The following is a 15,007-nucleotide window of genomic DNA, read 5'->3' on the forward strand; positions in this document are numbered from 1 at the left end:
CTATTCGTGACCCTTGCCCGGGCCCTGCACAGGATGTCCGACCCGGTCCGTAGACTGGGCCCCGTGAGTGAGCCCCGCCCTTCCGACCGGCACGACGCGTCCGAGTCCGACGACACCTTTGCGGAGATCGTCGGCGAAGAGACCCAACGCGACCCCGACCTGGCGGTGATCGAGGCCGGCAGCCGCACCCTGCGCACCACCTCGGGACCCGTTCCCGGTGACGAGGTCCCCGCCCGCCCCGCCGACCCGGAGGTGGACAAGGCGCTGCGCGCGGTGGAGCAGGAGCTCGCCGGCCGCTGGGGCGAGACCAAGCTCGAACCCTCGGTGTCGCGCATCGCGGCCCTGATGGACGTGCTCGGGGAGCCGCAGCGCGCGTATCCCTCGATCCACATCACCGGTACCAACGGCAAGACCAGCACGGCCCGCATGATCGAGTCCCTGCTCGGCGCCTTCGACCTGCGCACCGGCCGCTACACCTCGCCGCACGTCCAGTCGATCACCGAGCGGATCAGCCTGGACGGCTCGCCGATGGATCCCGAGCGATTCATCGAGACGTACCAGGACATCAAGCCGTACGTCGAGATGGTCGACGCCCAGCAGCCGTACCGGCTCTCCTTCTTCGAGGTGCTGACCGGCATGGCGTACGCGGCCTTCGCCGACGCCCCGGTCGATGTCGCTGTCGTCGAGGTCGGCATGGGCGGCAGCTGGGACGCGACGAACGTGATCGACGGCTCCGTCGCCGTCGTCACCCCCATCTCGCTGGACCACACCGACCGGCTCGGCGCCACGCCGGGCGAGATCGCGGTCGAGAAGTCCGGAATCATCAAGCAGGGCGCCACGGTGATCCTGGCGCAGCAGCCGGTCGACGCCGCGCAGGTCATGCTGAAGAAGGCCGTGGAGGTCGACGCCACGGTCGCCCGCGAGGGCATGGAATTCGGTGTCGTCTCCCGCGAGATCGCGGTCGGCGGCCAGCTCCTGACGCTGCGCGGCCTCGGCGGTGAGTACGAGGAGATCTTCCTCCCGCTGTACGGCGCCCACCAGGCGCACAACGCGGCGGTGGCGCTCGCCGCGGTCGAGGCGTTCTTCGGTGTCGGCGCCGAGCGGCCCGGTGGGCTCGACATCGACACGATCCGCCGGGCCTTCGCCTCGGTGCGCTCGCCCGGTCGCCTCGAAGTCGTACGGAGCAGCCCGACCGTCGTCCTGGACGCGGCCCACAACCCGGCGGGTGCCCGCGCCACGGCCGACGGGCTGTCCGAGGCGTTCGGCTTCTCCCGGCTGATCGGCGTGGTCGGTGCCAGCGGCGACAAGGACGTGCGGGGGCTTCTCGAAGCCTTCGAGCCGATCTTCGCCGAGGTCGTCGTCACGCAGAACTCCAGCGGTCGCGCGATGGACGCCGACGAACTGGCCGCGGTCGCGGTCGAGGTCTTCGGCGGTGACCGCGTCCAGGTCGAGCCCCGCCTCGACGACGCGCTGGAGGCGGCGATCACCCTCGCCGAGGAGGAGGACGAGTACGCGGGCGCCGGAGTGCTCGTGACCGGCTCCGTGATCACGGTCGGCGAGGCCCGGCTGCTTCTGGGAAGGCACTGACCCTGTGCGTACGCTCTGTGCATCGACGCTGATCGGCGAGTTCTTCGTGATCGGCTTCGCCGGACTCGTCGCGATGAAGTCCGGCGACCTGTCGACCGCCACCGTCTGGACGGTCTGCGGCATCGGCATGCTGCTGTCCGTGCTGCTCTGCGGCGTGATCACCCGTCCCGGCGGTGTACAGCTCGGCTGGGCGCTGCAGGTGGCGCTGGTCGCCAGTGGGTTCTTCGTCCCGATGATGTTCATCCTCGGCGTGGTCTTCGGCGCCCTGTGGTGGACGTCCGTGCACTACGGGCGCAAGATCGACGAGGCGAAGGCCCGCTGGGCGGCGCAGCAGGCGGCCACCGAGGCCCCGGCCGCCGGCTGAAGCAGGACGGGCCCGCCGGGCAAACCCGGCGGCCGGTCCGTTTGCGTACCCCTGTAATCTCGCCTCACCGCACCCGTATGCCTTCAAGGAGCCGCACATGACGCAGCGCACCCTCGTCCTTCTCAAGCCCGACGCCGTCCGGCGCGGGCTGATCGGCGAGATCGTCGGCCGGATCGAGCGCAAGGCCGGCTGGCAGGTCACCGCGCTGGAGCTGCGCACGCTCGACCGTGCGACCCTGGAGCAGCACTACGCCGAGCACGTCGGCCGCCCGTTCTACGAGCCGCTCGTCGAGTTCATGCAGTCCGGCCCGGTCGTCGCCCTGGTCGCCGAGGGCGAGCGGGTCATCGAGGGCGTCCGCGCCCTGGCCGGCCCGACCGACCCGATCGCCGCCGCGCCCGGCTCGATCCGTGGCGACTTCGGCACGATCACCCGCGAGAACCTCATCCACGCCTCGGACTCCGAGGAGTCCGCAGAGCGAGAACTGAAGCTGTTCTTCCCGGGACATTTCTGACCTCGGATCAGCCGAACAGAGCTCATGACCTGGGGCGACCGAATTAATTCGGTCGCCCTTCGGCATATGCTGCCCGATCGCGGGAACGCATCCCTCCGACGCAGCGTCACCATGAGTGGAACGGCCACCCGTTCCGCCCACACTGGCGAAGGCCCCTCGCGCGGTGCCCGTGCATACGGCACTACGATGGAATCTTCCACGCCCGCAGCGCTCACCTCGCCTACCACAAACAAGCCGCCATAGCTTTCTTGGGAAGGCCCGACGCATCCTCATGGGGAACAAGGGGAACTCAATGTCGTTCATCGGCCGTGACATGGCTATCGACCTCGGGACTGCCAACACGCTGGTGTACGTCAGGGGGCGCGGCATCGTTCTGAACGAGCCGTCCGTCGTGGCCATCAACACCAACACCGGTGGCATCCTGGCGGTCGGTTCCGAAGCCAAGAAGATGATCGGGCGTACACCGGGCAACATCGTTGCCGTACGGCCCCTGAAGGACGGCGTGATCGCCGACTTCGAGATCACCGAGCGGATGCTCCGCTACTTCATCCTGAAGATCCACAAGCGCCGGTACCTGGCCCGCCCGCGCGTCGTCGTCTGTGTTCCCTCCGGCATCACCGGGGTGGAGCGGCGCGCCGTCATCGAGGCGTCGACGCAGGCCGGCGCGCGCCAGGTGCACATCATCGAGGAGCCCATGGCCGCGGCCATCGGTTCCGGTCTGCCGGTCCACGAGGCCACCGGCAACATGGTCGTCGACATCGGCGGCGGCACCACCGAGGTGGCCGTCATCTCGCTCGGCGGAATCGTCACTGCTCAGTCGATCCGGACCGCCGGCGACGAGCTGGACAACGCGATCATCCAGCACATCAAGAAGGAGTACTCGCTCCTCCTCGGTGAGCGGACCGCCGAGCAGATCAAGATCACCATCGGCTCGGCGTACGACATGGACAAGGACGAGCACACCGAGATCCGGGGCCGCGACCTGGTCTCCGGGCTGCCCAAGACCGTGGTGGTCTCCGCCGCCGAGGTCCGCAAGGCCATCGAGGAGCCGGTCAACGCGATCGTCGACGCCGTGAAGACGACGCTCGACAAGTGCCCGCCGGAGCTCTCCGGCGACGTCATGGACCGCGGCATCGTCCTCACCGGCGGCGGCGCGCTGCTGCGCGGACTGGACGAGCGGCTGCGTCGCGAGACCGGTATGCCGATCCACATCGCCGAGGACCCGCTGGACTCGGTGGCGCTCGGATCCGGCAAGTGCGTCGAGGAGTTCGAGGCGCTCCAGCAGGTGCTGGATGCCCAGCCCCGCAGGTAGTACCTCAGGGCCCGGCAACACAGCGTTGCGCCGTACGGGCGCTGCCGCCCGTACGGCGCATCGTTGATATACAGGCACGAAAATTCCGACGAGGAAGGCACGGCCGCCGCACGTGAGGGACACACGAGAGAGCCGGCTGCTCCTGGTTCTGCTGATCGCCATCGCATTCGCTCTGATTACGGTGGACATCCGCGGCGGCGAGGGGTCACCGGTGGACGGCGCCCGGCGGGCCGCCGCAACGGCCTTCGGGCCGGTCGAGAACGGCGTCGCGGCAGCCGTGGACCCGGTGGGCAACGCCATAGGGGCGATCCGGGCGTCCGGCAGACGGCATGACCGGATCGCCGCCCTGGAGCAGCAGAACGCCGCACTGAAGACGAAGCTCGGCAGCGACGACCGCAACCGGAACCGGGTCCGCGAACTCGACAAGATGCTGAAGACGTCGGCCGCCGGGCAGTACGGCATCAAGGCTGCCGAGGTCGTCGCGATAGGAGCGGCCCAGGGCTTCTCCTGGACCGTCACCATCGACGCCGGTTCCCACGACGGAATCAAGCGCGACATGACCGTCATCAACGGCGACGGGCTTGTCGGCCGGGTCACCACCGTCGGCCCGGACACCGCGACGGTGCTCCTCGCCAACGACCCCGACTTCACCGTCGGCACCCGCATGGAGAAGACCGACGAACTGGGCTTCGCCACCGGTCAGGGCGACCGCCCGCTGTCCGTCCAGTTCCTCAACGGCAAGGCCAAGGTGAAGAAGGGCGACCGGTTGGTCACCTTCGGGTCCAGCAAGGGCAAGCCGTTCGTGCCGGGCGTCCCGGTCGGCGAGGTCGTCCGCGTCGACCCGTCGGGCGGTGCCCTCACCCGTACCGTCTACGTCCGCCCGTTCGTCGGCTTCACCAAACTCGACATCGTCGGCATCGTCGTCCAGGCACCGCGCGAGGACCCCCGCGACCTGGTCCTGCCGAAGAAGCCGAAGAAGCCGGAGAAGCCGAAGCCCACTCCGACGGTCACGGTCACGATCTCGCCCAACGGCGACATCGTCGACACCAACGGAAAGGTCCTCGGGAACGTCAACGAGACCCCCAGCGGCAGTCCCAGCGGCAGCCCGAACCCCACCGGATCCACCGGCAACACGGTCAACTAGCAGAGGCAGAGCTGATACCCATGCGCTTCAACCGGACTCTGCTCTCCACCGCTCTGGTCGTGATCGCCCTCGTCGTCCAGGTCTCCGTACTCGCCCGCCTCCAGCTCCCCGGCGCCGTACCCGACCTGCTGCTTCTCGTCGTCCTCGGCCTGGCCTTCGTCTACGGACATGTCGCCGGTGCCCTGATCGGCTTCGGCGCGGGACTGCTCGCCGACCTGGCACCGCCCGCCGACCACGCCGCCGGACGGTACGCCCTGGTCCTCTGTGTCATCGGCTACGTCGCCGGACTCGTCCGGCCGGAGAACGGCAGGCTCAAGTCCGCGTTCGTTCCGATGGTCGCGGTCGTGGCCGCCGCGATCGGTTCGACGCTGCTGTACGCCCTCGTCGGCGCCCTCGTCGGGGACACCGCCGCCCGCCATGTCGGCCTCGGCAGCCTGCTGTTCACTGCCGCGGTCTACGATCTGCTCCTCGCGCCGTTCATCGTTCCACTGATCATGGCGCTCGCCAGACGCACCGAGAACGACCCGCTCTCCGAGTCCTCCAGCGGCGGCGACCTGGCCGCAGGCTGGCTCTCCTCCGGCACCGGACTCAGTGTCGGCGGCCAGCGCGGCGGACTGCGCGTGAAGGCCGCCCGCAACCGTGCGGCACGGGCGGGACGGATCAAGGGAGTCAAACGACTGTGAGGCTGCACCTTCCGGGGGACGTCCCCCGGACCGCCGGACCGACCACCACCGGGGGCATCGCGTGAGCAACATTCCGGAGACGGGCCGGACCCAGCGGGTCCAGATCCGCCTCATCATCATCCAGGTCCTCGTCTTCTCCCTGCTGCTGACGCTCGGCGGCCGCCTCTGGTACCTCCAGATCCGCAACGGCCAGGAGTACACCGACGAGGCGAGGAACAACCACGTCCAGCAGGTCGTCCAGCCCGCCGTCCGCGGCTCCATCCTCGACGCGCGCGGGGTGCCCCTCGCCGACAACGAGACCCGGCTCGTCGTCTCCGCCAGCCGCACCGACCTGCTGAAGATGGACGACGACGGCAAGGGCGTCCTGACCCGGCTCGCCGATGTGCTCGACATGAAGCCGAAGGACGTCTTCGACAAGGTCCGGCTCTGCGACGCGAAGACCCCGCAGCCCTGCTGGAACGGTTCGCCCTACCAGCCGATCCCCGTCACCGACGAGGCCACCACCCAGCAGGCCCTGCAGATCCGCGAGCGCGCCGAGGACTTCCCCGGCATCACCGCCGAACCCACCGCCGTACGCCGCTATCCCGCCCCCGGCAGGTCCAACACCGCCCAGGTCCTCGGTTATCTCTCACCGGTCACCGACGAAGAGATCACCAAGGCCCAGGACACCGACTCGCCGTACCTCCGCTCCGACCAGGTCGGCCGCTCCGGCCTGGAGCGCACCTACGACAAGGAACTGCGCGGCAAGGCCGGCGTCACCCGCTACGAGGTCGACAACCTCGGCCGGGTCATCGGCCAGGCCAAGAACGACCAGGCGGAACCCGGATCGACCGTCGTCACCTCCATCGACGCGCGCGTGCAGGCCCTCGCCGAGTACGAGCTGAACGACGCGATGAAGGTCGCCCGTACGCAGTTCGACAAGAACACCAACGAGAACTACAAGGCCGACTCCGGCGCCGTCGTCGTCATGGAGGCCAAGACCGGCCGCGTCGTCGCGATGGCCTCGCTGCCGAACTACGACCCCAACGCCTGGGTCGGCGGCATCTCCGCCAAGGACTACGCCAGGCTCACCGGAAAGAAGTCCAACTTCCCGCTGCTCAACCGCGCAATCCAGGGGCTGTCGGCACCCGGCTCCACGTTCAAGGTCGTCTCCACGGCCGCTGCGGTCCAGGCGGGTTACGACTTCGACGGGCACTACCCGTGCACCAGTTCGTACTCCGTGGGCGGCCAGGTCTTCAAGAACTTCGAGTCCGAGAACTTCGGCCCCATCAGCCTCGGCCGGGCCCTGGAGGTCTCCTGCGACACCGTCTTCTACGGGCTCGCCGACGCCCAGTGGAAGAAGGACGGCGGCATCCACCCCAAGAAGCCGAAGGACTGGTTCTACCGGACCGCCCACCAGTTCGGTCTCGGCAAGGAGACCGGCATCGACCTGCCCAACGAGGTCAGCGGCCGCATCCCCGACCGCCAGTGGAAGAAGGACTACTACAAGGTCAACAAGGACGCCTGGTGCAAGCAGGGCAAGAAGGACGGCACCTACGTCGAGAAGATCGCATACGAGAACTGCCTCGAAGGCAACATCATGCGCGAGGGTGACTCCATCAACTACTCCATCGGCCAGGGCGACACCCTCGTCACGCCGATCCAGATGGCCGCGATCTACTCGGCGGTCTCCAACGGCGGCACCTTGTACACCCCCACCGTCGGAAAGGCGATCATCAGCCCCGACGGCAAGCACGTCCAGGAGATCAAGCCGAAGGCGCACGGCAAGCTGCCGATCTCGCGGAAGACGCGCGACAAGATGGACGAGGCGTTCGCGGGAGTCGCGACTCGCGGTACGGCCGCCTGGCGATTCGGCGGCTGGCCGCAGGACAAGATCCCGATGCACGCCAAGACGGGCACGGCCGAGGTCTACGGCAAGCAGACGACCTCGTGGTTCACCACCTACACCAAGGACTACGCGATCGTCATGACGATCTCCCAGGGTGGCACGGGCTCCGGCGCCTCCGGGCCCGCCGTCCGCAAGATCTACAACGCGCTCTACGGACTCGACGACTCCGGCAAGCAGGACCTCAAGAAGGCGCTGCTGCCCGCCCCGCAGAAGTCCCTGCCCAAGATCCAGCACGACGGCTCGATCTACGCCCCGGAGATCAGGCCGTACGACCCGGAGTCGCAGAAGACCCCGGAGGCGCAGACACTCGCCGCGGTACTCGGGAGGCGTGACTGATGTCCGGCTTCTCCGTCTCGCGATACGCTCCCGAGCGCTCGGTCTGGAGCAAGCTCACCGCCCGCGACTCCGTCGTGCGGCGGCTCGACTGGCCGCTGCTCGGCTCCGCCATCGCGCTCTCGCTCATCGGTACCGCCCTCGTCTACTCGGCGACCCGCGGCCGGGACGCGCTCACCCACGGCGACCCGTATTACTTCCTCCTCCGGCACGCCCTCAACACCGGCATCGGCTTCGCCCTGATGGTCGGCACGATCTGGCTCGGCCACCGCACCCTGCGCGGAGCCGTGCCGATCCTCTACGGCCTCTCGGTGCTGCTGGTCCTCGCCGTGCTCACCCCGCTCGGCGCCACCGTCAACGGCGCCCATGCCTGGATCATCATCGGCGGCGGCTTCTCACTGCAGCCGTCCGAATTCACCAAGATCACCATCATCCTCGGCATGGCGATGATCCTCGCCGCCCGCGTCGACGCGGGCGACCAGCTGCACCCCGACCACCGGACCGTCGCCAAGGCCCTGGGCCTCGCGCTCCTCCCGATGCTCATCGTCATGGGAATGCCGGACCTCGGATCCGTCATGGTCATGGCCGTGATCGTCCTCGGCGTACTCCTCGCCTCCGGAGCGTCGAACCGCTGGATCTTCGGCCTCCTCGGCGCCGGCGCGGCCGGCGCCGTCGCCGTCTGGCAACTCGGCCTGCTCGACGAGTACCAGATCGCGCGCTTCGCAGCCTTCGCCAACCCGGCACTCGACCCGGCAGGCGTCGGCTACAACACCAACCAGGCCCGCATCGCCATCGGTTCCGGCGGACTCACCGGCACCGGCCTCTTCCAGGGAACCCAGACCACCGGCCAGTTCGTCCCCGAGCAGCAGACCGACTTCGTCTTCACCGTCGCCGGTGAGGAACTCGGCTTCCTCGGCGCCGGACTCATCCTCGTCCTGCTCGGCGTCGTCCTGTGGCGCGCCTGCCGGATCGCCCGCGAGACCACCGAGCTGTACGGCACGATCGTCGCCGCCGGAATCATCGCCTGGTTCGCCTTCCAGGCCTTCGAGAACATCGGCATGACCCTCGGCATCATGCCGGTCGCCGGACTCCCGCTGCCGTTCGTGTCGTACGGAGGGTCGTCGATGTTCGCCGTCTGGGTGGCCATCGGACTGCTCCAGTCGATCAGGGTGCAGCGGCCGATGTCGGCCTGAGCGGCCGGCGTATCCGCCGGGCCCTCTGCCCGAGGCCGCCGAACACGACTAAATTCGGTATATGGCGGACTCGAAGCGCGAGATCGAGCGAAAGTACGAAGCCACCGTCGACACCCGACTCCCCGACCTCACCCGGGTGGCCGGGGTCGCGGCCGTGGACCACCGCGGCGTCATGGAGCTCGACGCCGTCTACTACGACACCGAGGACCAGCGGCTCGCCGCCGACTCCCTCACCCTGCGCCGCCGCACCGGCGGCGAGGACGCGGGCTGGCATCTCAAGTTCCCCGTCGCCACCGGCATCCGCGACGAGATCCGGGCCCCTCTCTCCGACACCCTGCCGCCCGGCCTCGCCGCGCTTCTGCGCTCCCGGGTCCGCGAGACGGAGCTCGTCCCCGTCGTCCGGCTGCTCTCCGCCCGGGACGTCCACCACCTGCTCGACTCCCACGGCGCCCTGCTGGCCGAACTCAGCGTCGACGAGGTCCGGGCCGAACGGCTCACCGGCGGCAGCTCGACGGCCGCCTGGACCGAGATCGAGGTCGAGCTCGCCGACGACGGCGACCCCGCCTTCCTCGACTCCGTCGAACGACGACTGCGCAAAGCAGGCGTACGCCCGTCCGCATCCGCGTCCAAACTGGCCCGCGCCCTTGCCGAGACCGCCCCGAAGAAACAACGCTCGAGGAAGAAGGGGGCCACACCCCCGCCCCGCACGGCCGGCGACCACGTCATGGCCTACGCGCGCGACCAGATCACCTCCATCGTCGCCCTCGACCCCGCCGTGCGCCGCGGCCTCCCCGACTCCGTCCACCAGATGCGGGTCGCCACCCGCAGACTGCGCAGCGCCTTCAGGACGTACCGCAAGATCCTCGACCGGACCGCCACCGACCCGCTCGGCGACGAGCTGAAATGGCTGGCGGCCGAGCTCGGCATCGACCGCGACCAGGAGGTTCTCGACGAGCGCCTGCGCGCCCGGATCGCCGACCTGTCCCGCACCCTGGTCCTCGGCCCGGTCGGCAGCCGGCTCCGGATCTGGTCCGTGACCCACCGGTCCGGGTCCCGGCGCCGGACCGTCGGCGTACTCGACGGAAAGCGCTACCTGGCGCTCCTGGAGAGCCTCGACACACTCCTGGCCGCCCCGCCGCTGCTGCCCGCCGCGGCCAGGACCCCGCAGGACGCGCTGCCCCGCGCCGTGCTCAAGGACTACGCGCGCCTCGCCACCCGCGTCGGTCACGCCCTGGAACTGCGGCCCGGACACGAGCGCGACCTCGCCCTGCACGACGCCCGCAAGGCGGCCAAGCGCGCCCGGTACGCGGGGGAGGCGGCCACGCCCGCGCTGGGCGGCGCCGCCAAGAAGTTCGCCCGCCGGATGAAGGCCGTACAGACCGTCCTCGGCGACCACCAGGACAGCGTCGTCGCCCGTGAGGCCCTGCGCACCCTGGCCGCCCAGGCGCACGCCGCGGGGGAGTCCGCGTTCACCTGGGGACTGCTGTACGGACACGAGGAAGCCACCGCGGCGGCCCGCGAACAGGAGTTGCCCGCGGTGTGGGCGCGGGCGTCCCGGCCGAAATTGCGAGCGGCGCTGGAAGGCTGAGCGCCGGGGTACGCTGGATGGTCACCCCTGTCGGCTCTCGAAAGTTCGCGATGTCTGTCGAATCGGTCTTCCCACAGCTCGAAGCTCTGCTCCCGCATGTGCAGAAGCCCATCCAGTACGTCGGCGGTGAACTCAACTCCACCGTCAAGCCGTGGGACGAGTGCGACGTCCGCTGGGCGCTGATGTACCCGGACGCGTACGAGGTCGGACTGCCCAATCAGGGCGTCATGATCCTCTACGAGGTACTCAACGAGCGCGAACGCGTCATGGCCGAGCGCACCTACAGCGTGTGGCCGGACCTCGAGGAGCTGATGCGCGAGCACCAGGTCCCGCAGTTCACCGTGGACAGCCACCGTCCGGTGAAGGCGTTCGACGTCTTCGGACTGAGCTTCTCCACCGAGCTCGGCTACACCAACATGCTCACCGCCCTGGACCTCGCGGGCATCCCGCTCGACGCGCGGGACCGCGGCCTCGACGACCCGATCGTCCTCGCCGGCGGGCACGCCGCGTTCAACCCCGAGCCGATCGCGGAGTTCATCGACTGCGCGGTCATCGGCGACGGCGAGCAGGCGGTCCTGGAGATCACCGAGATCATCCGCGCCTGGAAGGCCGAGGGCCGCCCCGGCGGTCGCGAGGAGGTGCTCTTCCGGCTCGCGAAGACCGGTGGCGTCTATGTACCGCGGTTCTACGACGTCGAGTACCTCCCGGACGGCCGCATCGGCCGCGTCGTACCGAACAAGTCGGGCGTGCCGTGGCGGGTCTCCAAGCACACCGTCATGGACCTCGACGAGTGGCCGTACCCGAAGCAGCCCCTCGTCCCGCTCGCGGAGACCGTCCACGAGCGGATGTCCGTCGAGATCTTCCGCGGCTGCACCCGCGGCTGCCGTTTCTGCCAGGCCGGCATGATCACGCGTCCCGTGCGGGAGCGAAGCATCACCGGCATCGGCGAGATGGTCGAGAAGGGTCTCAAGGCGACCGGCTTCGAGGAGGTCGGCCTGCTGTCCCTGTCCTCCGCGGACCACACGGAGATCGGCGACATCGCCAAGGGCCTCGCCGACCGGTACACCGAGGACAAGATCGGTCTCTCGCTGCCCTCGACCCGCGTCGACGCGTTCAACGTCGACCTGGCCAACGAGCTGACCCGCAACGGCCGCCGTTCGGGCCTCACCTTCGCCCCCGAGGGCGGCTCCGAGCGCATGCGCAAGGTCATCAACAAGATGGTTTCGGAAGAGGACCTCATCCGGACCGTCGCCACCGCGTACGGCAACGGCTGGCGCCAGGTGAAGCTCTACTTCATGTGCGGCCTGCCCACCGAGACCGACGAGGACGTCCTCCAGATCGGCGACATGGCGGTCAACGTGATCGCCAAGGGCCGCGAGGTCTCCGGGCAGAACGACATCCGCTGCACCGTCTCCATCGGCGGCTTCGTACCCAAGCCGCACACGCCGTTCCAGTGGGCCCCGCAGCTCAGCGCCGAGGAGACCGACGCGCGCCTGGAGAAGCTTCGCGACAAGATCCGAGGCGACAAGAAGTACGGCCGCTCGATCGGCTTCCGGTACCACGACGGCAAGCCCGGCATCGTGGAGGGTCTGCTCTCGCGCGGCGACCGCCGTGTCGGCTCCGTCATCCGCGCCGTCTACGAGGCCGGCGGCCGCTTCGACGGCTGGCGCGAGCACTTCTCGTACGACCGCTGGATGGCCGGCGCCGAGAAGACGCTCCCCGAGTTCGGCGTGGACGTCGACTGGTACACCACCCGTGAGCGCACCTACGAGGAGGTCCTGCCCTGGGACCACCTGGACTCCGGTCTCGACAAGGACTGGCTCTGGGAGGACTGGCAGGACTCGCTCGACGAGACCGAGGTCGAGGACTGCCGCTGGACCCCGTGCTTCGACTGCGGTGTGTGTCCTCAGATGGACACGAGCATCCAGATCGGCCCGACCGGCAAGAAGCTGCTTCCGCTGTCGGTCGTGAAGTAACGCCGGACGTCACCGCTCGGGTGACAGCTCGATGACGAAGACCCGGCCCGGGAAACCCTGGGCCGGGTCTTCGCGTCCTGTCCGGCATGGACCAGGAGAAGCAGCCCCGCGCATACGGCAACCAGCAGGCGCCCTTGCACTACGGGTCCGGTGAAGGCTGTCTGACCACGCTCGTCAGGATTCCGGTACGGATCGTGGTGCTCGGGATCGTCCTGCCCGTACGGATGGTCTGGGACGCCCTCGTCGCCACCGCCCGCGCGGCCGACCGGGTGCTGCTGCGCCCCCTGGGGCGGGCCCTGTCCTGGCTGGGCCGCGTGCTCGTCGTGATTCCGCTGGTCCGCCTGTACGCGTCGGTGCTCACCCCGCTCGGCCACGCACTGCGATGGGGGGCCGCCGTAGCCGGCCGGGGGCTGCTGTGGCTGGGGGCGGCCCTCTTCGTGCGGCCGTGGGTGGCGCTGTGGCGGTATGTGGTCGTGCCCGTGGTCCGCCACGGGATCGTGGCGCCGATGGCCTGGCTGTACGCGTCGGTGCTCACCCCGATCGGGCATGGGCTGCGGTGGGTGTACCGCGAGCTGCTCACACCGGCCGGGCGGGGCCTCGCCACCGCGATCGGCCGGGTGCTCACCGCTCTCCTCGTGTGGCCGGTGGTCGGCGTCTGGCGTTACGTCCTGGTGCCGCTCGCACTCGCCCTCGCCTGGCTCGTGAAGAACCTGATCGTCGCGCCGCTGGCCTGGACGTACCGGGCACTGCTCACCCCGTTCGGCCACGGCATCGCATGGCTGGCCGGCGTGGTGGCGATCGGTGTCGTCGCGGTGGCCCGGGGGCTGGGCGCAGCCGTCGCCCGGGTCGTCATGACGGTGCTCGTCACCCCTGCGGGGTGGATCCGGCGGCGGGTCCTCGTCCCGGTCGGCCGGGAGATCGCCGCCGCGATCGGTGTCGCCTGGCGCATCGCCGGATTCGTCTCGCGGGCCGTCGGCCGCGCCCTCGCCTGGCTGGCGTGGCATCTCGTCGGCGCTCCGGTGGCCTGGACCTACCGAACGGTGTGCACACCCGTCGGACATTTCGTACGCGATGCGGTCTGGGCCCCCGCCAGGCGCGCCGCGGTCGAGGCGGGACGCGCGGCCCGCGACACCCTGCGCACCGCACGCGAGACCGTGCGCCAGGCCCGCCGCGACGCATGGCGGGCACTGGTCGGCGGGGGTCCGCTCCCCGAGCCCCGGGAACCGGTGGCCCCCCTTGCGCGTACTCTGGGTAGTACAACGACTGTGCCCAGCGCGGCGCCCGAACCAGAGATCTCCCTGCGAAAGCAGGGGTGAGCCGGACCGGACACCCCCGGGCCACCCGCATTTCGAGGGCGGCGCGCCACCGCGTCCGCTCCGCACCGAGGAGAAGAACCACTGGGCAAGCGACAGCCCGAAGGCCCGCCGCCCGCACCGGCAGTGCAGCGCATCCGACTGCGCTACACGAAGCGCGGCCGCCTCCGGTTCACCAGCCACCGCGACTTCCAGCGCGCGTTCGAGCGGGCGCTGCGCCGCGCCGAGGTGCCCATGGCCTACTCGGCGGGCTTCACCCCGCACCCCAAGGTGTCGTACGCCAATGCCGCACCCACCGGCACCGGCAGCGAGGCCGAGTTCCTGGAGATCGCGCTCACCGAGCGGCGGGACCCCGGCACACTGCGCGCCCTGCTCGACGAGTCGCTCCCGGACGGCCTGGACATCACCGACGCCGTGGAGGCCCGCACCTCGGGTCTCGCCGAGCGACTGACCGCCTCCGTCTGGGAGTTGAGGCTCGACGGGGTCCCGTTCGAGGACGCCGAGAAGGCCGTCGCCGGGTTCCTGGGCGCCGAGACCGTCGAGGTTCAGCGCCGCACGAAGAACGGCATGCGGACGTTCGACGCCCGCGCCGCGGTGGCCGGTCTGGAAGCTGTGGATCCTCAGGCTGATAGGCCGGGGGACAAGCCCTGTGCGATACTGCGGCTGGTTGTTCGGCACGTGACACCTGCCGTGCGACCTGACGACGTCCTGTCCGGTCTCCGCGTTGTGGCCGACCTGGCGCCGCCGGTCCCCGCAGCGGTGACCAGGCTGGCGCAGGGGCTCTTCGACGAGGAGTCCGGCACGGTGACCGACCCGCTCGCGCCCGACCGCGAGGCAGCCCCTGCCGTGTCACCCACGGCCACCGGGACCGCCGTCGCGACGGCGCCGGAAGGTGCAGGTTCCGCGTAAGGCGGTCGTTGTAGCGCAGTCCTCGGACTCGGGAGCCACCTGGGTCGGGCCGCGCGCTGACCCATAAGACTTTCGCCAGGCCGTACGTACATCGCGTAGGGAACCGGCGAGCCAGACATTCAGCTCCCGTGCGGCGCCCGCGCCCCGGACGGCGGTACCGCGTTTCGCATGCGGACCGTGCCGGACCGGAATCAGGTGTGGCGCCC

General features: G+C 69.8%; 12 protein-coding genes. All 12 read left to right on the plus strand.

Annotation, left to right across the window (positions count from 1 at the left end; all coding sequences use genetic code 11):
- The first annotated feature begins 63 nt into the window (after positions 1 to 63).
- The 12 genes from folC (at position 64) to OG878_RS26295 (ending at position 14,801) form a co-directional block, all read left to right on the plus strand.
- Positions 64 to 1,587, plus strand: coding sequence for a bifunctional tetrahydrofolate synthase/dihydrofolate synthase (folC, locus tag OG878_RS26240; protein WP_328889049.1), 1,524 nt, complete (start codon positions 64 to 66; stop codon positions 1,585 to 1,587).
- A gap of 4 nt (positions 1,588 to 1,591) precedes the next feature.
- A complete protein-coding gene (locus OG878_RS26245; protein WP_328889050.1) occupies positions 1,592 to 1,951 on the plus strand; it encodes a DUF4233 domain-containing protein in 360 nt (119 codons plus the stop codon).
- Between the two features lie 97 nt (positions 1,952 to 2,048).
- A complete protein-coding gene (gene ndk, locus OG878_RS26250; RefSeq protein ID WP_328889051.1) occupies positions 2,049 to 2,462 on the plus strand; it encodes a nucleoside-diphosphate kinase in 414 nt (137 codons plus the stop codon).
- 292 nt (positions 2,463 to 2,754) lie between these two features.
- Positions 2,755 to 3,774, plus strand: a complete 1,020-nt coding sequence (locus OG878_RS26255; protein WP_277326176.1) for a rod shape-determining protein — start codon at positions 2,755 to 2,757, stop codon at positions 3,772 to 3,774.
- A gap of 112 nt (positions 3,775 to 3,886) precedes the next feature.
- Positions 3,887 to 4,918, plus strand: a complete 1,032-nt coding sequence (gene mreC, locus OG878_RS26260) for a rod shape-determining protein MreC (RefSeq protein WP_328889052.1) — start codon at positions 3,887 to 3,889, stop codon at positions 4,916 to 4,918.
- Between the two features lie 20 nt (positions 4,919 to 4,938).
- Positions 4,939 to 5,601 (plus strand): rod shape-determining protein MreD, encoded by a 663-nt coding sequence (mreD, locus tag OG878_RS26265; RefSeq protein ID WP_328889053.1) that lies wholly within the window; start codon positions 4,939 to 4,941, stop codon positions 5,599 to 5,601.
- A 61-nt stretch (positions 5,602 to 5,662) separates the two neighbouring features.
- Positions 5,663 to 7,825: a penicillin-binding protein 2 gene (mrdA, locus tag OG878_RS26270; RefSeq protein ID WP_328889054.1), complete on the plus strand. Its 2,163-nt coding sequence runs from the start codon at positions 5,663 to 5,665 to the stop codon at positions 7,823 to 7,825.
- Positions 7,825 to 9,015: a rod shape-determining protein RodA gene (gene rodA, locus OG878_RS26275; RefSeq protein WP_328889055.1), complete on the plus strand. Its 1,191-nt coding sequence runs from the start codon at positions 7,825 to 7,827 to the stop codon at positions 9,013 to 9,015. Before mrdA ends, rodA begins: the two co-directional genes overlap by 1 nt.
- A gap of 61 nt (positions 9,016 to 9,076) precedes the next feature.
- Positions 9,077 to 10,603 (plus strand): CYTH and CHAD domain-containing protein, encoded by a 1,527-nt coding sequence (locus OG878_RS26280; RefSeq protein WP_328889056.1) that lies wholly within the window; start codon positions 9,077 to 9,079, stop codon positions 10,601 to 10,603.
- Positions 10,604 to 10,653: 50 nt separating this feature from the next.
- The gene (locus OG878_RS26285) at positions 10,654 to 12,579 is read left to right on the plus strand and encodes a TIGR03960 family B12-binding radical SAM protein (RefSeq protein ID WP_328889057.1); all 1,926 of its coding nucleotides are present in this window, start codon (positions 10,654 to 10,656) and stop codon (positions 12,577 to 12,579) included.
- An 86-nt stretch (positions 12,580 to 12,665) separates the two neighbouring features.
- Complete coding sequence (locus tag OG878_RS26290) at positions 12,666 to 13,895, plus strand: hypothetical protein (RefSeq protein WP_328889058.1); 1,230 nt, start codon at positions 12,666 to 12,668, stop codon at positions 13,893 to 13,895.
- 123 nt (positions 13,896 to 14,018) lie between these two features.
- A complete protein-coding gene (locus OG878_RS26295; RefSeq protein WP_328889059.1) occupies positions 14,019 to 14,801 on the plus strand; it encodes a TIGR03936 family radical SAM-associated protein in 783 nt (260 codons plus the stop codon).
- The last annotated feature ends 206 nt before the right edge of the window (positions 14,802 to 15,007 follow it).

It is taken from the genome of Streptomyces sp. NBC_00316 (assembly GCF_036158715.1).
GTDB lineage: Bacteria > Actinomycetota > Actinomycetes > Streptomycetales > Streptomycetaceae > Streptomyces.

Coding starts and splice junctions, on each gene's coding strand:
- OG878_RS26255 (WP_277326176.1), top strand. CDS start 2,755: ATGTCGTTCATCGGCCGTGACATGGCTATCGACCTCGGGACTGCCAAC.
- mreD (WP_328889053.1), top strand. CDS start 4,939: ATGCGCTTCAACCGGACTCTGCTCTCCACCGCTCTGGTCGTGATCGCC.
- OG878_RS26280 (WP_328889056.1), top strand. CDS start 9,077: ATGGCGGACTCGAAGCGCGAGATCGAGCGAAAGTACGAAGCCACCGTC.
- rodA (WP_328889055.1), top strand. CDS start 7,825: ATGTCCGGCTTCTCCGTCTCGCGATACGCTCCCGAGCGCTCGGTCTGG.
- OG878_RS26285 (WP_328889057.1), top strand. CDS start 10,654: ATGTCTGTCGAATCGGTCTTCCCACAGCTCGAAGCTCTGCTCCCGCAT.
- OG878_RS26290 (WP_328889058.1), top strand. CDS start 12,666: ATGGACCAGGAGAAGCAGCCCCGCGCATACGGCAACCAGCAGGCGCCC.
- ndk (WP_328889051.1), top strand. CDS start 2,049: ATGACGCAGCGCACCCTCGTCCTTCTCAAGCCCGACGCCGTCCGGCGC.